The sequence below is a fragment of the Geodermatophilus sp. SYSU D01180 genome (genome assembly GCF_054050415.1).
Map to the genome: position 1 here is coordinate 1 of NZ_JBJGZH010000005.1, position 17,648 is coordinate 17,648.

Annotated in this window: 19 protein-coding genes; 4 read left to right on the top strand and 15 right to left on the bottom strand. The window is 74.9% G+C overall.

Annotation, left to right across the window (positions count from 1 at the left end):
- From ACI8AA_RS06270 to ACI8AA_RS06310, 9 genes are all read right to left on the bottom strand, one after another.
- Window positions 1-815: PIG-L deacetylase family protein (locus ACI8AA_RS06270; protein ID WP_457043639.1), on the bottom strand; the 815-nt coding region annotated here is incomplete at its 3' end.
- Between the two features lie 11 nt (window positions 816-826).
- Window positions 827-2,035 carry a glycosyltransferase family 4 protein gene (locus ACI8AA_RS06275; RefSeq protein WP_457043640.1) on the bottom strand — a complete coding sequence of 403 codons (1,209 nt, stop codon included), beginning with the start codon at window positions 2,033-2,035 and terminating at the stop codon, window positions 827-829.
- Window positions 2,032-2,865 (bottom strand): sugar phosphate isomerase/epimerase family protein, encoded by an 834-nt coding sequence (locus ACI8AA_RS06280; RefSeq protein WP_457043641.1) that lies wholly within the window; start codon window positions 2,863-2,865, stop codon window positions 2,032-2,034. The genes ACI8AA_RS06275 and ACI8AA_RS06280 overlap by 4 nt, the downstream gene beginning before the upstream one ends.
- Window positions 2,862-4,325 (bottom strand): YcaO-like family protein, encoded by a 1,464-nt coding sequence (locus ACI8AA_RS06285; RefSeq protein WP_457043642.1) that lies wholly within the window; start codon window positions 4,323-4,325, stop codon window positions 2,862-2,864. Before ACI8AA_RS06285 ends, ACI8AA_RS06280 begins: the two co-directional genes overlap by 4 nt.
- The gene (locus ACI8AA_RS06290) at window positions 4,322-5,281 is read right to left on the bottom strand and encodes an MBL fold metallo-hydrolase (protein ID WP_457043643.1); all 960 of its coding nucleotides are present in this window, start codon (window positions 5,279-5,281) and stop codon (window positions 4,322-4,324) included. Before ACI8AA_RS06290 ends, ACI8AA_RS06285 begins: the two co-directional genes overlap by 4 nt.
- A complete protein-coding gene (locus ACI8AA_RS06295) occupies window positions 5,278-6,279 on the bottom strand; it encodes a Gfo/Idh/MocA family protein (protein WP_457043644.1) in 1,002 nt (333 codons plus the stop codon). Before ACI8AA_RS06295 ends, ACI8AA_RS06290 begins: the two co-directional genes overlap by 4 nt.
- Before the next feature lie 91 nt (window positions 6,280-6,370).
- Window positions 6,371-7,393, bottom strand: coding sequence for a methyltransferase domain-containing protein (locus ACI8AA_RS06300; protein WP_457043645.1), 1,023 nt, complete (start codon window positions 7,391-7,393; stop codon window positions 6,371-6,373).
- Complete coding sequence (locus ACI8AA_RS06305; RefSeq protein WP_457043646.1) at window positions 7,390-8,304, bottom strand: hypothetical protein; 915 nt, start codon at window positions 8,302-8,304, stop codon at window positions 7,390-7,392. Before ACI8AA_RS06305 ends, ACI8AA_RS06300 begins: the two co-directional genes overlap by 4 nt.
- Window positions 8,301-9,491, bottom strand: coding sequence for an inositol-3-phosphate synthase (locus tag ACI8AA_RS06310; protein WP_457043647.1), 1,191 nt, complete (start codon window positions 9,489-9,491; stop codon window positions 8,301-8,303). Before ACI8AA_RS06310 ends, ACI8AA_RS06305 begins: the two co-directional genes overlap by 4 nt.
- Before the next feature lie 206 nt (window positions 9,492-9,697).
- On the opposite strand from ACI8AA_RS06310, the gene ACI8AA_RS06315 reads away from it, so the two are divergent.
- Window positions 9,698-10,318 carry a hypothetical protein gene (locus ACI8AA_RS06315; protein ID WP_457043648.1) on the top strand — a complete coding sequence of 207 codons (621 nt, stop codon included), beginning with the start codon at window positions 9,698-9,700 and terminating at the stop codon, window positions 10,316-10,318.
- On the top strand, window positions 10,315-11,085 hold the full coding sequence (locus ACI8AA_RS06320) for a glycoside hydrolase family 16 protein (RefSeq protein ID WP_457043649.1): 771 nt from the start codon (window positions 10,315-10,317) through the stop codon (window positions 11,083-11,085). Before ACI8AA_RS06315 ends, ACI8AA_RS06320 begins: the two co-directional genes overlap by 4 nt.
- A gap of 95 nt (window positions 11,086-11,180) precedes the next feature.
- Here ACI8AA_RS06320 and ACI8AA_RS06325 read toward each other — a convergent pair whose 3' ends face one another.
- From ACI8AA_RS06325 to ACI8AA_RS06345, 5 genes are all read right to left on the bottom strand, one after another.
- Complete coding sequence (locus ACI8AA_RS06325; RefSeq protein WP_457043650.1) at window positions 11,181-11,720, bottom strand: PaaI family thioesterase; 540 nt, start codon at window positions 11,718-11,720, stop codon at window positions 11,181-11,183.
- Complete coding sequence (locus ACI8AA_RS06330) at window positions 11,710-12,216, bottom strand: winged helix-turn-helix transcriptional regulator (protein ID WP_457043651.1); 507 nt, start codon at window positions 12,214-12,216, stop codon at window positions 11,710-11,712. Before ACI8AA_RS06330 ends, ACI8AA_RS06325 begins: the two co-directional genes overlap by 11 nt.
- A gap of 168 nt (window positions 12,217-12,384) precedes the next feature.
- Window positions 12,385-13,158 (bottom strand): succinate dehydrogenase/fumarate reductase iron-sulfur subunit, encoded by a 774-nt coding sequence (locus ACI8AA_RS06335; protein WP_457043652.1) that lies wholly within the window; start codon window positions 13,156-13,158, stop codon window positions 12,385-12,387.
- Complete coding sequence (locus ACI8AA_RS06340; RefSeq protein WP_457043653.1) at window positions 13,158-15,104, bottom strand: fumarate reductase/succinate dehydrogenase flavoprotein subunit; 1,947 nt, start codon at window positions 15,102-15,104, stop codon at window positions 13,158-13,160. Before ACI8AA_RS06340 ends, ACI8AA_RS06335 begins: the two co-directional genes overlap by 1 nt.
- 11 nt (window positions 15,105-15,115) lie before the next feature.
- A complete protein-coding gene (locus tag ACI8AA_RS06345) occupies window positions 15,116-15,820 on the bottom strand; it encodes a succinate dehydrogenase cytochrome b subunit (RefSeq protein ID WP_457043654.1) in 705 nt (234 codons plus the stop codon).
- Window positions 15,821-15,977: 157 nt separating this feature from the next.
- Between ACI8AA_RS06345 and ACI8AA_RS06350 the strand changes: the two genes are divergently transcribed.
- Together ACI8AA_RS06350 and ACI8AA_RS06355 are read left to right on the top strand one after the other, a co-directional pair.
- A complete protein-coding gene (locus ACI8AA_RS06350; RefSeq protein ID WP_456926303.1) occupies window positions 15,978-16,589 on the top strand; it encodes a sulfite oxidase-like oxidoreductase in 612 nt (203 codons plus the stop codon).
- Window positions 16,582-17,457 (top strand): FAD-binding oxidoreductase, encoded by an 876-nt coding sequence (locus ACI8AA_RS06355; RefSeq protein WP_457043655.1) that lies wholly within the window; start codon window positions 16,582-16,584, stop codon window positions 17,455-17,457. Before ACI8AA_RS06350 ends, ACI8AA_RS06355 begins: the two co-directional genes overlap by 8 nt.
- A gap of 16 nt (window positions 17,458-17,473) precedes the next feature.
- Here the strand turns inward: ACI8AA_RS06355 and ACI8AA_RS06360 are convergent, their stop codons facing one another.
- Window positions 17,474-17,626 (bottom strand): hypothetical protein, encoded by a 153-nt coding sequence (locus tag ACI8AA_RS06360; protein ID WP_456926302.1) that lies wholly within the window; start codon window positions 17,624-17,626, stop codon window positions 17,474-17,476.
- Window positions 17,627-17,648 lie beyond the last annotated feature (22 nt).

Sequence of the window (17,648 nt, forward strand, 5' to 3'; positions counted from 1 at the left end):
GTCGGGGGGATTGGGAAGGTACGCGGCGGGCGTGGTGGTGTGGGTGCACCTGGAGGTGGGGTTGACGTTAGGGGGGGCGTGCACGGCCCAGTGGGGGGCCCAGAGCACGAGCGGGCGCCGGACAGCACCCGGCGGCTGAGCTCCCGGGCCCCGGCGTCGGCGAGCAGCACCTCGGGCAGGCCGGCCAGCGCGGTGCGCATCGCGTCCGCGCCGCCGAACTGGAAGCCGAGCTGGGTGGCGTAGCAGGCGCAGGCGCCGGCCCGCCGGCCGAGGTCCCGGGGCAGCTCCAGCGGGGTCAGCCCGCCGGGCAGGTCGGGGCCGGGGACGGCGTCGGGCGCGCGCAGCACGTAGGGCGAGTCGCGCCACCACAGCACCGGCCGGCCCGTCCCGGCGACGGCGCGCTGCACCTGCAGGTGGTCGACGTGCCCGCCCAGCGCCTGCGGGGCCAGCCACAGGTCGCCGGGCAGGCCGGCCAGCGCGGCGCGCACGTCCAGCCACGCGTCGTCGTCCTCGTGCACGCCGGCGAACAGGTCCGCCGCGCTGTCGTACCCGCGGTGCGGCGCCTCGGCGAGGTCCAGGTGCAGCGGTGCCGCGCCGAGCACGGCCATCGCGGCGGCGTCCTCGTCGCGGCGCAGGGCCATGTAGTCGACGTCGGCCGGCAGGCCCTTGTCCAGCTGGCAGGCCAGGGCGAAGCCCACGGGGTCGGGCACGCTGCGGGTGAAGCAGGTGACCACGGTGACCTCGTGCCCGGCGTCGGCCAGCGCGGCGAGCGTGCCGCCCACGGAGAACGCGGCGTCGTCGAGGTGCGGGCTCACCGCGGTCACCCTCACAGCAGGTGCGCCGCGCCGCGGAACCGGCAGGAGAGGTCGACCGTCGGCGGCATCGTCCAGGCGGGGTCGGGCGTGGACCCGGCCACGGACCGGTAGACGTCGTCGATCGAGCGGGCGAGCACCGGCCACGAGTACAGCCGGCGCACCTCCTCCAGGGCCGTCGCCGCCAGCTGCTGCCGGAGCGCGCCGTCGGACAGCAGCCGGTCCAGCGCGGCCCGCAGCCCGGCGACGTCGCCCGGCTCGTGCAGCAGCCCGTTCTCGCCGTCGCGCAGGCAGTCGACGACGCCGACCGAGTCGGTGCTCACGATCGGCAGCCCGCCGGCCATCGCCTCGAGCAGCGTGTTGGAGAACCCCTCGCTGTAGGTCGGGCTGACGAAGACGTCGGCCGAGCGGTACACCGCGGGCGCCTCGTCGGGCGGGACGTAGCCGAGGAACGTGGTCCGCCCGTCGGCGCGGGCCCTCGCCTCGTCGAGGTCGGGGCCGATGCCGGAGACGACCAGCCGGACGCCGTCGGGCAGCGCCTCCAGCAGGTCGAGCACGCCCTTGCGGCGGTCGACGCGGCCGTGGAACAGCAGCACCGGCGGGTCCTGCAGCGCGCCCGGCGGCCGCTCGGCGGGGGAGAACCGGCGGGTGTCGGTGGCGCCCGGGACGATCGTGAACCGCGCCGGGTCGCTGCCGAGGTTGCCGACCACCTCGTCGCGGAAGCTGGCGCTGCCGATGAGCACCGCGCTCGAGGAGTCGACGACGGCGCGCATCGCGTGCGCATGGGTGGCGCAGCAGGTGCCCACCCAGTGCCCGTCGCCGCCCTGGATGCTCACCACGGCCGGCAGCCCGGTCTCCCGCGCGGCCGCCAGCACCGCCAGCCCCGGCGGGTAGCCGTACTGGGCGTGCAGCACGTCGAACGGACGCTGCGCGTGCAGGTCGAGGACGGTGCGGACGATCTCGTCGACGTCCCCCTCCCAGTCGGCCGGGACGACGGTCTCGCCGCGGCTGGGCAGCGCGTGCACCTCGACGCCGGCGGGCACCCGGTCGGCCGGGGGCGGGCCACCGCCGTAGACGCGGGTGCCGGCCTCGTCGTCGCGGTACTGGCTGACCAGCACCACCTCGTGGCCGAGCGCGACCAGCTCCCGCAGCAGGTTCTCCGCGTAGACGCTCATCCCGCTGACCGCGGGCCAGTAGCGGCGGCTGACGAAGCAGATCCTCATGCCCCTTCGGCCTCCCGGAGCGTGGCGATCGAGCGCGGCACCATCTCGTGGGCGCGGTGCCCGTCGCGGGACAGCTCCAGCGTGACCAGCCGGTCGAACGACGCCTCCCGCAGCGCCCGCAGCACCGCCGGCAGGTCGACGTCGCCCTCGTCGAGCGGCAGGTGGTCGTGCACGCCGCGGCGCATCCCCTCGACAGCGACCGTGCCCAGGTGCGGCGCGAACCGGGTCACCGCCTCCTCCGGCGCGTACGCGCCGGCGACGACGCAGTGCCCGGTGTCCAGCGCCAGCGTGATCCCGGACGCCTCGGCGGCCAGCCGCGCCCAGCCGTCGCAGTCCTCGACGAGCATCCCGGGCTCGGGCTCGACGGCGAGGGCGTAGGAGCGGCCGCCGTGGCTGTCCACCAGCGCCCGCACGCCGTCGGTGAACCAGCCCCAGGCCTCGTCGCGGTCGACGCCCGGCTTCGGCACGCCGGCCCAGAAGCTCACCGCCTCGGCGCCCAGCACCTCGGCCAGGTCGCAGGCCAGCCGCAGGTAGGCCAGCCGCCGCGCGCGCCCCTCGGCGGAGGCGGTGACCAGCGTCGGCTCGTGCTTGGCCCGCGGGTCGAGCAGGAACCGGGCGCCGGTCTCCACCACCACGCCCAGCCCGAGCTCGTCGCAGCGCGCCCGCGCCTTCTCCGCCTGGGCGAACGCGTCCGGGGCGAACGGGTCGAGGTGGACGACGTCGAGGGTGAGCGCCACCCCGGCGTAGCCGCAGTCGGCGAGGAAGGACAGCGCGTCCGACAGCCGGTGCGAGGTCAGCCCGTTGGTGTTGTACGCGTACCGCAGGCTCACTGCGCCAGCACCTCGGCCACCACGTGCCGGCCCGGCTCCCGGTACAGCGCGTAGAGGGCGCCCACCCGCCGGTCGGCGCCGGCGCGGTCGAACCAGGCCGGCCCGCCCAGGCGCTCCTCGGCGTCGGCGGTCAGGTGCACCCGCGCCCAGCCGCCCGGGTCGGTCCCGACGGCCACCAGGGGGTCGCCCCGGTCCAGCAGCCGGCGCACGCCGCGCTCGCCGATCCGCCCGTAGGACATCGTCTCGACCTCCAGGCCGGTCACCAGCACCTTCGCCGCGACCGCGTCCCCGGCCGAGGGCTGCAGCTCCACCAGCACGTCGTGCCCGGCGGCCTGCACCGCGCCGGTGACGTGCGCGTGCAGGTCGTCGCCACGCCAGGTGGGCAGGTCGGCCAGCGCCACGGTGGACCGGCGGGACAGCACGGTGTCCTGCAGCAGGTCGACCAGCGCGGCCGTGCCCATCCGGGTCCAGGCCAGCATCGCCTGCAGCGCGCGGTCCTCCTCGACCAGCCGCTCCGGCGGGTGCCCGGTGCGCCAGTGCTCCAGGTAGCCCGGCGGCGTCGCCGGCAGGACGACGTCGAACGGCCCGTGCATGAACGCCTTCCGCGCGCGGGCCGAGGCGAACTCGTGCAGCGCCTTGCGGATCGCGGTGTCGCGGTCGGGGTGCGCGGCCTCCCCGCACGCCGTCGCCATCACCGGCACCGGCTCCGACCCGTCCCGCGAGCCGCCGACGGCGTACACGTCGACGACGCCGAAGTCGGTCGAGGCGAGCTTGACCGACACGTCGATGCCCGCGGCGTCGAGCCGGTCGAGCAGCGCCCGCGCGTCGGGGTCGGCGATCCCGTCGAGGTCGACGACGACGCCGCGGTCCATCGCGCGGAACGCCGTCGCGTTGCCGTCGCGCTGCAGCACCTCCAGCAGCGCGTGGGTGACCGCGCGGTCGGCGTCGAAGGCCGCGCCCTGCCCGTTGGTGATCACCGTGGTCAGCCAGCCGCCGGGCGGCGGGGCGCCGGGCAGGTCGTCGGGCGCCGACGCCACCAGCTCGGCCGGCACCAGCACCCGCTCGCCGTCGCGCAGCCGGGCCATCGGCAGCCACTGCAGCGGGCGGTCGTCGTCGTAGGGGCTGCCCGCCTCCAGGCAGAGGGTGCGCGGGTCGGCGACCCGGTCGCGGCCGTGCCGGCGGGTCATCTCCGCCCAGGAGCCCTCCTCGCGGGGGACGCCCCGGTGCGCGCGCAGCGACAGCGCCATCTCGGCCATCTCGCCCATCGCGCCGGTGCGGGCCTCCTCGCGGGTGGCGCCGTAGCCGAGCCCGCTGCCGCCCGGGTGCAGCTCCGAGGGCGGCAGCACCGCGGAGTGCAGCGGCACGTCGAGGACGTCGATGCCCTCGATCGCGAAGTCCTCGACCGGGACCGGGAAGCTGTCGCGGTACCGCTGCGACGGCGTCGTCCCCACCGCCGTCACAGCTCGTCCAGCGGGACGGGCGCGGCGTCCGGCGGCCCCGACAGCAGCCGCTGCACCAGGTGGACGACGTGGTCGGTCGTGACCCCGGGGACCATCTCGAACGGCGTCGCGACGACCCCGAAGTCCAGCTCCGCGACGACGGCGAGCATCTCCCGCAGCTCGCCGTGCGACAGCGGGATCTGCGCGTGGAACGCCTTGTGCGCCGACAGGGCCACCGGGTCGCCGTCGGGGGAGAGGTCGACCTTGAGCGAGTCGCCGCAGAAGAGGACCCCGCGGCGGGAGTCGTGCAGCACCGAGTGCCCGGGGAAGTGCCCGCCGGTGCGGTGCAGCGTCAGGTCGGGCGCGAGGACCGTGACGTCGTCGGCCGGCCAGGTGACGCGGAAGGCCTTGGTCCACACCAGGTCGTGCACGTTGACGCAGACCACCCGCGGCTCGAGCTCCTGCTGCAGCTGCCACAGCGCGCCGTAGCCGTGCACGTGCGAGGACGCCAGCACCGGGAACCCGCCCTTCTCGGCGGCCATCCGGCGCAGCTCGGCGAGCATGTCGGCGGTGTACCAGGGCGCGCACTCGAAGCCGACCAGCCCGATGTCGGTCTCGATCACCCAGCCGCGGCTGTCCAGCCCGAAGCGCGGCTCGGTGCCGAACTCGGTGACGCCGTCGACCGGCGCCGGCCGCCAGGAGCCGGTGACCAGCTCGTCGGCCTGCTTGGCGGTGACGAACTCGAAGCCGTGCTCGGGCAGCGCGTTGCGGACGTCGGCGCAGACCGGGCACACGAGCGGCCCGGGCGCCGGCCAGCGCTGCCAGTGCCCGCAGTTGGTGCAGGCGTAGGCGGGCAGGTCGGGCAGCAGGCCGCGGTAGGGGTTGGTGTCGACCTGGCTGGTGCCGTGCCGCGCGCCGTCGTCGGCGGCGGGGTCGGTGGCCCGGTCGATGGCGCCGGGGACGTCGGGCGAGCTCACGGTTTCCCTCCGGACAGGGCGGACTCGTACAGGGCGGCGAGGAGCAGGCGGTGCAGGGCGAGGTCGCGGGCGGGGGCGTACGGCCACCGAGCGCGGCCCGCGACGGCGGCGGTGAAGGCGGCGAACTGGGCCTGGAACGGCGGCGTGTCGGCGAACGGCACGTCCACCGGGTCGGGGCGGTACAGCGTGAGCGAGCCTCCCGCCGTCTGGCCCATCGTGTCGACGGCGACCGCCATGCCGCGGGTGCCGACCACCTCCAGGCGGCGGCGGGGGAGCGCGTCGGGGGTGTTGAACGCGACGTGCAGGCTGACCAGCACGCCGGCGCCGGTCGTGCCGGTGAGCAGCGCGCCGTCGTCGACGCCGTAGTCGTGCACGCGGGTCTGCAGCAGCGCCGACAGCGAGGTGACGTCCTCACCGAGCAGGGTGCCGGTGAGGTCGAGGCCGTGCGGGGCCAGGTCGATCGCGGCGCCGCCGCCGGCGCGGGCCGGGTCGACCCGCCAGTTGTCGTGCGGCCGGCCGTCGGGTGTCCAGTCCCCGGGCAGCCAGCAGCAGTAGACGATCCGCACCGCGGTGACCGTGCCGAGCTCGGGCACCAGCTCGCGCAGCCGCACGTGCGCGGGGTGCCACCGCTGGTCGTAGGCGGTGCCCAGCAGCACGCCGGCCCGGGCGCACGCGTCGACCAGCGCCCGCGCGTCGTCGGCGTCGGCGGCCAGCGGCTTCTCGCACAGCACGGCCTTCCCGGCCGCGGCCGCCGCCTCGACCAGCGGCCGGTGCCCGGCGTTCGGCACCGCGACGTAGACGGCGTCCAGGCCGGGCGTGGCGAGGAACCCCGCGAGGTCGGTCGTCCGGACGGCGCCCTCGACCGGCATCCGGTCCATCGCCGCCGGGTCGAGGTCGTGCAGGGCCACCACCCGGGCGCCGTCGACGGCGAGCAGCCCGGGCAGCGCGTGGTCGCGGGCCACCCAGCCGCACCCGGCGACGCCCCACCCGACGCTCACCCCGTGCCCCCGCCGCACGAGATCGGCGGTCTCGTGGCCATCAGCGCCCGATCGCCACGAGATCGCCGATCTCGCGGGGCGGGCCGGGCGCTCACCACGCCTCCGGCAGGTCCACCAGCAGCCGGCGGCGGGCGGCGTCGGCGGGCAGCGGGTCCGGCCAGCGCGGCGGCAGGTAGCCCGAGCGCGGCCCGTACTCGACGGCGTAGCGCTCGTTCGGCCAGGTCAGCCAGCCGTCGCGGTAGAGCGGGTTGGGCGCCAGCGGCGGCAGCGGCTCGCCGAGGTCGGCCGGCGCGGGGGACCGGGGGTCCCCGGCCACCAGCGCCACCGCCTCGCTGGCGCGCAGGTCCGCGGGCGGCGCCGGCCGTGGCGGGCGGCCCTCGAGCAGCGAGCGGGTCAGCTCGTCGTCGTCGTAGAGCAGGTCGGTGCCGAGCACCGCCGCGTAGCCCTCCGGCGGCAGCGGCTCCCCGTGCGGGTCGGCGACGTGCGCGTGCCCGACGACGACGGTGCCGCCGTCCCCGGCCAGCGCGCGCATCGCGTCCGCGGCGGCCGGCTTGTCGCGGAGGAAGTAGAAGGCGTCGTGGCACATGACGTACGCGGGGGAGCCGACGGCGAGCGACGGCGCGGCGGTGAGGTCGGCGCACAGGTAGCGCGCCGACGGGCAGACGAACCGCCGCGCCAGCCAGAGCTTCGCCCAGACGACGTCGACGCCGAGCAGGTGGCGCACCCCGCGGCGGGCCAGCTCGCGCAGGTGCGCGCCGATCCCGCAGGCGACGTCGACCACCGGCCGGTCCCCGGGCCAGTGCGCCTGCAGCAGCGCCAGGCCGGCCAGGTGGGTCGGGTCCGACCAGCGGTGCGCGAAGTAGTCGGCGACCCGGCCCATGCCGAGCAGGGCCATCGCCTCGCGCAGCGTGCGCGCGAAGGGGACCAGCGCCAGCTGCTCCGGCGGGGGCGGCGGCGCGGTCCACCAGTCGTCGGCGTCGGCGAGCAGCAGCACCCGCGCCCGGTCGGTCTCCCCGGCGGCCACCAGCCCGGCGACCTCGGCGCGCAGGTCGTCCCGGCCGGCGCGGGCGAACGGGATCCCGTCGACGACGGGCACCTCGAGGGCGAGGCTCACAGCCCGGCCGCCGCCAGGACGTCGAGGTGGTAGGCCTGCACCGGCCCGGCGTGCACCAGCTCGAGGTCGTCGAGCGCCTGCGCCGCGGTGAACGCCGCGGCCCGCGCGTGGTGGTGCACCTGCAGCACCCGGTCCAGGACGTCGGCGGCGTGGAAGGCCCGCGCCTCGGGCACCTCGGCGTCCGGCCGCAGCGCGAGCACCCCGCGCACCCGGCCGGCCAGCGCGTCCGGCAGCGCTGCCAGCTCCCGCTCCTCCAGCGTGGCCACCACCCGGTCCAGCGCGTCGCCGAGCAGCACCTCGCCGGCGAACCCGGCGTCGGGCAGGACGACGTTGTGCAGGTGGTGGGCCATGCCCAGCAGGAACGGCGCGACCGGGTCGGCGCCGACCACCGGCGCCACCAGCGCCCCGTAGACGGCGACGGTGAGGCAGTGGTCGCCGTGGCTCTCCGGCGGCTCCACCAGGATCCGCGGCTTCCCGGGCGCGGTCGCGCCCGCGCGCGGCTGGGCGTTGAGCGCCGGGGCCAGGCCCGGCGGGGAGCCGGGGGAGGGCAGCGGGCCGAGCGCGGCCCGCAGCCGGTCCCGCAGCCCGGCGTCGAGCGGGCCGGCCACCTCGTCGAAACCGCGGCGCAGCACCGCGAGCGCCTCGTCGGCGGAGAGCCCGGCGGCGGTCAGCACGCCGGCGTCGATGCCGGCCAGCCGGGCGCGGGCGACCGCGGCCGCCGTCTCCGACAACGCGACGTCGGCGACGTCCTCACCCGCCGCCAGCCGCGCCCAGGCCCGGGCGAAGGCCTGCTCGGCGAGCGAGCCGGGCGTGCCGGCGACGCGCACCCGCTTGGCGTCGCCGATCTCGGCCAGCAGCGGCCGCAGGCCGGCCAGCGCGGTGAGCGTCCCCCGGGAGTCGAGGGCGGTCACCGCGCGGGGGCGCCGGCGGCCAGCCAGTCCAGCAGCGTCGCCTCCTGCGTGTGGAACGCGTGCTCGGGGACGCTGCCGTCGGCGGTCATCGGGGCCTTGAAGAACCAGCCCAGCTGCCGCTGGATCCCGCCCTCGCCACGCTGCTGCGCCAGGTCGGTGAGCCGGGCGAGCTCCAGCGCCAGCGGGGCGGCGAGGATCGAGTCTCGGCACTGGAAGTCGACCTTGACCTGCATGCGCCGGCCGAGGAAGCCGACCAGGTCGATGGCGTCCCAGGCCTCCTTCTGGTCCCCGCGCGGCCGGTAGTAGTCGATCCGGACGACGTGGTCCTCGACCGGGTAGCCGAGGATCGAGTCCAGCACGCTGCCCTTGGTCTGCAGCTTGCTGTTGAGCGAGTCGGGGTCGTCGAGGGCCAGCCCGTCGCGGTTGCCGAGGATGTTGGTGGAGTACCAGCCCTCGACGGTGAGCGAGCGGGCGCGGAACGCTGGCGCGAGGACGGTCTTCATCATCGTCTGGCCGGTCTTGCCGTCCTTGCCGGCGACCGGGACGCCGCGGGCCTCGGCGAGGGCGACCAGCGCCGGGACGTCGGCGGCCAGCGACGGCGTGAAGTTGACGTAGCCGACGCCCTCGGCGATCGCGGCGTAGGCGTAGACCATCGCCGGGGTGATCGCGCGGTCGTCGGCGTCCAGCCCGGCCTCGAACGCCTCGACCGTCTGCAGCGCGGGCGCCGACGGGTCGGGCCAGCGCTCGGTCGAGGCGAGGTTGACCAGCACCAGGCCGTCGAGGGACTCCTCCTCGCGGAACCGCCGCAGGTCGGCGCGGACGGCGTCGACCTGGTCGCGGCGGGTCTCGGCGAGCACCACGTTGCCGCCGGTGACGTTGCGGCAGAAGTCGGCGTCACCGGCCGCGGGCCACGGGGTCAGCGCGGACAGCGCCGGCCCGACCTGCTCCAGCTGCCGGGAGTCGAGGACCGCGTGCTGCTCGGCGGCCTTGCGCAGGTCCGAGCCGTCGAGGTCCCAGCCGCGGACGACGAGGGCGTCGTAGCCGGCCAGACCCGTCGTCTCCTCGACCGGCCCGCCGGCCACCTCCAGCCCGGCGAGCGGCAGCCCGTCGGTGCCCGCGGCCCCGATCCGGAGCAGCTCCAGCCCGGCGACGGCGGTCGTGGCGACCGCGCCCCCGAGTCCGACCACAGCGACGCCGACGCGACGGGATCCTTGCGACACCACGACCTCCGCACATGTGTGAGGGGACACACTCCCCCTGGGCCGACCCTGGCACAGCGGTTGTGCACTCGCTTGGTGAGGACGAGATTCTCGCGTTCTACCTGGTTGCGCACGGCGTGTCTCTGGACGCGGGGGCCACGATGGGGCCAGGACCCGAGCCCGGAGGTGCCGCCGTGACCGTGCCGTACGCCGACGAGCCCCGCGCCGCGATGGTCGTCCCGCGCTTCGCCGTCCACCAGCGGATCACCGTGATGGTCAACCGCTACGAGGTCCGCGCCGTCGGGCCGGACGGCACCGAGGGCGAGCTGCTGGCCATGGCGCAGCAGAAGCGCCTCAAGCTCAAGGAGGAGGTGCTGTTCACCGCCGACGAGGAGCGGACCCGGCCGGTCTTCTCCTTCCGCGCCCGCCAGCGCCTCGACGTGCACGCCGAGCACGACGTCCTCGACGAGCAGGGCCGCCCGCTCGGCACGTTCAGCAAGCGGTTCGGCGCCAGCCTGCTGCGCTCGACCTGGGACCTGTCGGTGCCGGGGCTGACCGCCGTCGGCCGGGAGCGGCGGCCGTTCATCGCGATCCTGCGGCGGGTGTGGGAGCTGATCCCGTACCTCGGCGACGTCTGGGTGCCGTTCGTCTTCCACTTCGACTTCGTCGACACCGCGACCGGGCAGCCGGTGCTCGTCGTCGAGCGGCGGAAGTCGGTCCGCGACCGCTACGACGTCACCGTCCCCGACCCCCGGCTGGACTTCCGCGTCGCCGCGTCCATGGCCGTGGCGCTGGACGCACTGCAGTCGCGATGAGCGACCCCGGCGCCTTCGTCGACGACTTCGACGGCGACGACCTCGACCGCGACGTCTGGGTCCCGCACTACCTGCCGCAGTGGAGTTCCCGCGCGGCGACGGCGGCCTGCTACGAGGTCCGCGACTCCTGCCTGCGGCTGTACCTGCCCGACGACACGCCCCTGTGGTGCCCCGACGACCACCCGCCGCTGCGGGTCTCGGGCATCCAGTCCGGCGTGTTCTCCGGGCCGGTCGGCAGCACGGTCGGGCAGCAGCCGGTACGGCCCGGGGCGGTGGTCCGCGAGGAGCAGCCGGCGCACTGGGGCTGGACGCCGCGGTACGGGCGGCTGGAGATGCGCGCCCGGGCCACCGTGACGCCGCGGTCGATGGTCGCCTGGTGGCTGGTCGGGCTGGAGGACGCGCCCGAGCGCTCCGGCGAGCTGTGCGTGATGGAGGTGTTCGGCGACGCCGTCGACCCGGTCGAGGGCGCCGCCGTCGGGATGGGCACCCACCCGTTCCGCGACCCGCGGCTGGCCGAGGACTTCGCCGCGCCCCGGCCCGGCATCGACGTGGCCGAGTGGCACACCTACGCCGTCGACTGGCGGCCCGACGGTGCGGCGGTCTCCGTGGACGGGCGGGTGGTCCGCGAGGTCGCGGTCACCCCGGACTACCCGCTGCAGTCGATGGTCGCCGTCTTCGACTTCCCGGAGAGGGCGGTGCCGGGGGAGCCCTACGTCGTCCCCGAGCTCGTCGTGGACCGGTTCCGGGGGAGCCGGGAAACCGGGTGACCCGAGGCGGTGGCTCGCGGGCGCGGGCCCGGGCTGGCGGCGGCTGCGCTCGACGGCCACCTGCACCGACGACGTGCGGATCCGCCGCCGCTGACTCAGACCGGCAGCGGGAAGACCAGCAGCGAGCTCGACGCCGTCGCGACCACCTTGCCGGCGGCGTCGGTGACCTGCCCCTCGGCGAAGGCGACCCGGCGGCCGGGCTTGACCACGGTGCCGACGGCGGTCAGCGGCCCGCTGGTCTGGGTGACCGCCCGCAGGTAGGTCACCTTGAGCTCGATCGAGGTGTAGCCGACGCCGTGCGGCAGCGTGGTGTGCACCGCGCAGCCGGCGACGGAGTCCAGCAGCGTGCAGACCAGCCCGCCGTGGACGACGCCGATCGGGTTGTAGACCGACTCGTCGACGGCGCAGGCGAACTCGACCCGGCCCTCCTCGACGGCGACCAGGTCCATCTGCAGCAGCTGGGCGATCGGGGGCGGCGGCAGCACGCCGTCGCGCACCGCCTCCAGCGTCTCCAGCCCCGAGCGCTCCCGGCCGCCGGCCGCGGTGACCATCGGGTCGAACCAGGTGACCGTCCGGGAGCGCGGCTCGCCCCACCCGGCCGGCGCACCGGTCACCGGGTCGATCTCAGTGCTCACGGGTCTCGTCCGCCGGCAGCCCGGACAGCGCGCGGCCGGCGGGGGTCAGCACCCGCTCGACCCGCGAGGAGTTGACCGGCTCGCCGCAGGTGCGGCACACCCACTCGGCGTCGACGGTGTGCTCCTCGTGCCCGGCCGGCGCGTGCTGCAGGCGGACCGGCGGCTCCTCGGCGGCCCAGCGGTCCCCCCACTGCAGCAGCGCCTGCAGCACCGGCAGCAGGTCGCGGCCGGACGCGGTGAGGTGGTAGCCCGAGCGGGGCGGCGAGTCGCTGTACTGCCGGCGCTCGAGCACCCCCGCGGCGACCAGCGCGTTGAGCCGGGCGGTCAGCCGGTCGCGGGGCGCCCCGGTGCCGCGGGCGATGTCGCTGAAGCGGTGGTTGCCCAGGGAGACCTCCCGGACCACCAGCAGCGACCACCGCTCGCCGACCAGTTCCAGGGCGGCGGCGATGGTGCACGGGCGGCCGGGCAGGTCCGCGAGGTCGTAGAGCGTGGTCACGCCGTCAGTTTGCACCTCGAACCGACCCGGCGCCACCGTCTGCCCCGGAGACGCCGACGGGCGGGGACCCCGTCAGGAGTCCCCGCCCGCCGGCGGACCGTGCTGGAACGGCCCCGCTGCAGGGTCCCGCGCCGAGCCTGCGAGGCGTGGGGGCAGTGGGGTCCTTCGTCAGCTCTTGGGACGCGCGCCGGCGCGCAGGGCGCCGAGCAGGTCGTGGTTGAGCCGGGAGATGTTCTCCATCGAGATGCCCTTGGGGCAGCTCGCCGAGCACTCGCCGATGTTGGTGCAGCCGCCGAAGCCCTCGAGGTCCTGCTGGTGGATCATGTTGACCACCCGGTCGTTGCGCTCGGGCTGGCCCTGCGGCATGAGCCCCAGGTGCGTGACCTTCGCGGCCGTGAACAGCATCGACGAGGCGTTCGGGCAGGCCGCCACGCAGGCGCCGCAGCCGATGCAGGTGGCGGCGTCGAAGGCGGCGTCGGAGTCCTTCTTGGCGACCAGGATCGAGTGCGCCTCGGGGGCGGTGCCGGTCGGGGCGCTGATGTAGCCGCCCGACTGGATGATCCGGTCGAACGCCGACCGGTCGACGGCGAGGTCCTTGATGACCGGGAACGCCGTCGCCCGCCACGGCTCGACGTCGATCGTGTCGCCGTCCTTGAACGACCGCATGTGCAGCTGGCAGGTGGTGGTCTGCGGGTGGTTCTCGAACAGGCCGTTGCCGTGCGCGCGGCCGTTGATCATGACGCCGCACGACCCGCAGATGCCCTCGCGGCAGTCGTGGTCGAAGGAGACCGGGTCCTCACCGTCGAGGATGAGCTGCTCGTTGAGCACGTCGAGCATCTCGAGGAACGACATGTCCGGGGAGACGTCGGTGACCTCGTAGGTCACCATCTGCCCCTTCTCCGCCGCACTCCGCTGACGCCAGACACGCAGCTTGAGGTTCATTACTTGTAGCTCCGCTGGGCGAGGTGGACGTACTCGAACTCGAGGTCCTCCTTGTGGAGGACCGGCGGGACGCCCTCGGGCGTCCACTCCCAGGCCGCGACGTAGGCGAAGTTCTCGTCGTCGCGCAGGGCCTCCCCGTCGGGGGTCTGGCTCTCGGCCCGGAAGTGACCACCGCAGCTCTCGTTGCGGTGCAGTGCGTCGACGCACATGAGCTCGGCGAGCTCGATGAAGTCGGCGACGCGGCCGGCGTGCTCCAGGCTCTGGTTGAAGCGCCCGGCCTCGCCGGGGACCTTCACGTTGGTCCAGAACTCCTGCCGGATCTCGGGGATCCGGTCGAGCGCCTTGCGCAGGCTCTCCTCCGACCGCTCCATGCCGCACAGGTCGAACATCAGCCGGCCGAGCTCGCGGTGGAAGGAGGCGGTGGTCCGGGTGCCGTTGATCGACAGCAGCTTCTCGGTCTGCGCGCGGACGCCCTCGAGCGCCTCCACCGCGGCCGGGTGCTGCGGGTCGACCTTGTCGAACGGGCCGGAGGCCAGGTAGTCGTTGATCGTGTTCGGCAGCACGAAGTAGCCGTCGGCCAGGCCCTGCATCAGGGCGCTGGCGCCGAGCCGGTTCGCGCCGTGGTCGGAGAAGTTGGCCTCGCCGATCACGAACAGGCCGGGGATGTTGGACTGCAGGTCGTAGTCGACCCACAGACCGCCCATCGTGTAGTGCACGGCCGGGTAGATCCGCATGGGGACCTCGTAGGGGTCCTCACCCGTGATCTGGGCGTACATGTCGAAGAGGTTGCCGTACTTGGCCTCGATGGCCGGCCGGCCCAGCCGCTGCATGGCCTCGGCGAAGTCGAGGTACACGCCCAGGCCGTTGGGGCCGACGCCGCGGCCCTCGTCGCAGACGTTCTTGGCCTGCCGCGACGCGATGTCGCGGGGGACCAGGTTGCCGAACGAGGGGTAGATCCGCTCGAGGTAGTAGTCGCGCTCGTCCTCGGGGATCTGCCGCGGGTCGCGGGTGTCGCCGCGCTCCTTGGGCACCCAGACGCGGCCGTCGTTGCGCAGCGACTCGCTCATCAGCGTGAGCTTCGACTGGTACTCGCCGTGCACCGGGATGCAGGTCGGGTGGATCTGCGTGTAGCAGGGGTTGGCGAACAGCGCGCCCCGCTTGTGCGCCCGCCAGATCGCCGTGGCGTTGGAGCCCTTGGCGTTCGTGGACAGGTAGAAGACGTTGCTGTAGCCGCCGGTGGCGAGCACGACGGCGTCGGCGAAGTGCGTGCTGATCTCGCCGGTGATCAGGTTCCGCGCCACGATGCCGCGGGCCCGGCCGTCGACGACGATCAGGTCGAGCATCTCGGTGCGCGCGAACTGCTCGACGGTGCCGGCCGCCATCTGCCGCTCGAGGGCCTGGTAGGCACCGTAGAGCAGCTGCTGGCCCGTCTGGCCGCGGGCGTAGAACGTCCGCGACACCTGGGTGCCGCCGAAGGAGCGGTTGTCGAGCAGGCCGCCGTACTCGCGGGCGAAGGGCACGCCCTGGGCGACGCACTGGTCGATGATGTTGACGCTGACCTCGGCCAGCCGGTGCACGTTGTCCTCGCGGGCGCGGAAGTCGCCGCCCTTGACCGTGTCGTAGAACAGCCGGTGCACCGAGTCGCCGTCGTTGCGGTAGTTCTTGGCGGCGTTGATGCCGCCCTGCGCGGCGACGCTGTGCGCCCGGCGCGGGCTGTCCTGGTACCAGAACGACTTGACCCTGTAGCCGGCCTCGCCGAGCGTGGCGGCGGCCGAGCCGCCGGCCAGGCCGGTGCCGACGACGATGACGGTCAGCTTGCGGCGGTTGGCCGGGTTGACCAGCTTCGCCCGGAAGCGGCGCTCGCTCCAGCGCTCGCCGATCGGGACGTCCCGGGGGGCCTTGGTGTCGGCGATCGGGTCGCCGACGGTGAACAGGTCGAGGGCCATGAGGAGTGCTCCTACTCGATGATGCCGACGAGGACGCTGAGCGGCGGGATCAGGAACCCGGCGGTCAGGACGACGGCGAAGACGGTGGCGAACGCGTTGACCGTCCGCTCGCGCGTCCTGTTGCTCTGCCCCAGCGTCTGGGTGGCACTCCAGATGCCGTGCCGCAGGTGGAAGCCCAGCGCCAGCAGCGCGACGACGTAGACGAGGGTGACGATCGGGTTGGAGAACCCGGCGATCGCGCGGTCGTAGGGCGTGGAGTCGGGGCCCTCGGGGTTCGCGACCCCCAGCGTGAGGTCGAGGATGTGGTAGACGATGAACAGCGCGAGGATCACGCCGCCCCAGCGCATGGTGCGCGAGGCGTAGCTCTGGGCAACCGCCTTGCGGGCCACGTACTGGGTGGGCCGGGCGCGCTTGGCCTGCCGCCACAGCGAGATCGCGGCCCACGCGTGGGCGACCACCGCCACCAGCAGGACGACGCGGATGATCCACAGCAGCGTCTGGCCCGGGACGGCCGGCTCGCCGATCCGGCGGATCCACTCCGAGTAGCCGTTGAAGGTCTCCGCGCCGGCGAAGAGCTTGAGGTTCCCGACCATGTGCGCGACCAGGTACAGGACCAGGATGATCCCGCTGACCGCCATCACGGCCTTCTTCGCGACCGAGCTGGTCTTCGCGACCTTCGGGGTCCGCCGCTGGCCCGAGTTCGTCACCGTCACCACGGCACAAAGTTAGGCTCCATGCCCCGGTGTCGGCCATGTGAACACGACGTGACTCACCTCTCGTAAGGGAACCCTCAGCCCTGGTCAGGACGTTGGTGTCCGCCTGCCGGGGCGTGGGAGCGTGTCGGCACACCCACCCCCCATCGGAGGAGGACGCGTGGCAGGACCGACCAGGGGTTTCCTCGGCCGCAGCCGGCGCGAGCGCGACCCGCGACTGCCCCCCGGCCAGTACGACGTCGGACGCGACTGGCCCGTGCTGACCGCCGAACCCACCCCGCGCATCGCGCCGGAGACCTGGAGCATCACCGTCGACGGCCGGGTGGAGAACCCCACCACCTGGACCTGGGACGACGTCCACCGGCTCCCGGCGTCGGACTACCGCGGCGACATCCACTGCGTCACCACGTGGTCGAAGTTCGACACGCACTTCGCCGGCGTCAGCGTGGACACGCTGCTGGAGGCCGCCCGTCCCACCGCCGACGCGCACTTCGTGATCGCGACGTCGAAGACCGGCTACACCACCAACCTGCCGCTCGAGGACGTCACCGGCGGCAAGGCGTGGATCGTCTGGGAGTTCGACGGGAAGCCGCTGCCGATCGAGCACGGCGGCCCGGTGCGGCTGCTCGTGCCGCACCTGTACTTCTGGAAGAGCGCCAAGTGGGTCACCCGGCTGACCCTCCTGCAGCGCGACCAGCAGGGGTTCTGGGAGCAGAACGGCTACCACGACCGCGGCGACCCGTGGCGCGAGCAGCGGTACCAGGGTGACTGAGGAAGGACCTCCGGAAGGACCTCGCCGCCCCCCACCGCTCGCAAGCTCGCGGCGGGACCCTGCGCCGAGGCCGCCGGACCCCTCGCAGGCTCGGGGCGAGCCTCGGGACGAGGCCGACGGGGGGCCTGCAGCGGGGCCGACGGATCCCCCACCTCGCCTCCGGCGCCGCGCGCCCGCCGGCGGCTGGCGCACGGCGACCGTCCGCGAGGTCGAGCGCCCCACCCCACGCACCGTCCGGCTGCGGCTGGAGGTTCCCGACCGCGTCGACCACCTGGCCGGGCAGCACTACGTCGTCCGGCTCACCGCCGAGGACGGCTACCGGGCCCAGCGGTCCTACTCGCTGGCGTCGGCGCCGGGGGACCCGCTGGTCGAGCTGCTGGTCGAGCGGCTCGACGACGGCGAGGTGTCCACCTACCTCGCCGACGTCGTCGAGCCCGGCGACGAGCTGGAGGTCCGCGGGCCGATCGGCGGCTGGTTCGTCTGGGAGGGCGACGAGCCGGCGCTGCTCGTGGGCGGGGGCACCGGTGTGGTGCCGTTCGTGTCGATGCTGCGCACCGCGCGCGAGCTGGGCCGTGAGGACCTGCTACGGGTCGCCGTCTCCACCCGCACGCTGGCCGAGCTGCCCTACGCCGACGAGCTGCGGGCGTCCGGGGCGCTGGTGGTCACCACCCGCGAGCCGTCGGGCATCCGCCCCGCCGGGCGGCTGACCGCCGCGGACCTCGTGCCGCTGTGGGAGCCGGGCCAGACCGCCTACGTCTGCGGGTCGACGCCGTTCGCGGAGTCGGCCAGCCAGCTGCTGGTCGGCCTCGGCGTGCCGGAGCCGGACGTCCGGGTGGAGCGCTTCGGCCCCAGCGGCTCCTCGGGCTGACGCCACCCCCGGCGGCTCAGCGGCGGGAGCGCAGCCAGGAGCCGAGGGCCACGCCGGCCAGGGCCCAGAACGCGCCGGCGCCCACGCCGGCGAGCACGATCCAGAACGGGACGCGCAGTTCGTCGTCCGCGGGGCGGGGGACCGGGACGGGGCCGGGAGCGTCGGTCATGACGGCGAGCCTGGCCCGCGGG

Excerpts from the sequence above, each read along its gene's own strand:
- ACI8AA_RS06275 (WP_457043640.1), bottom strand. The coding sequence starts at position 2,035 with ATGAGGATCTGCTTCGTCAGCCGCCGCTACTGGCCCGCGGTCAGCGGG.
- ACI8AA_RS06320 (WP_457043649.1), top strand. The coding sequence starts at position 10,315 with ATGAGCGACCCCGGCGCCTTCGTCGACGACTTCGACGGCGACGACCTC.
- ACI8AA_RS06335 (WP_457043652.1), bottom strand. The coding sequence starts at position 13,158 with ATGAACCTCAAGCTGCGTGTCTGGCGTCAGCGGAGTGCGGCGGAGAAG.
- ACI8AA_RS06340 (WP_457043653.1), bottom strand. The coding sequence starts at position 15,104 with ATGGCCCTCGACCTGTTCACCGTCGGCGACCCGATCGCCGACACCAAG.
- ACI8AA_RS06360 (WP_456926302.1), bottom strand. The coding sequence starts at position 17,626 with ATGACCGACGCTCCCGGCCCCGTCCCGGTCCCCCGCCCCGCGGACGAC.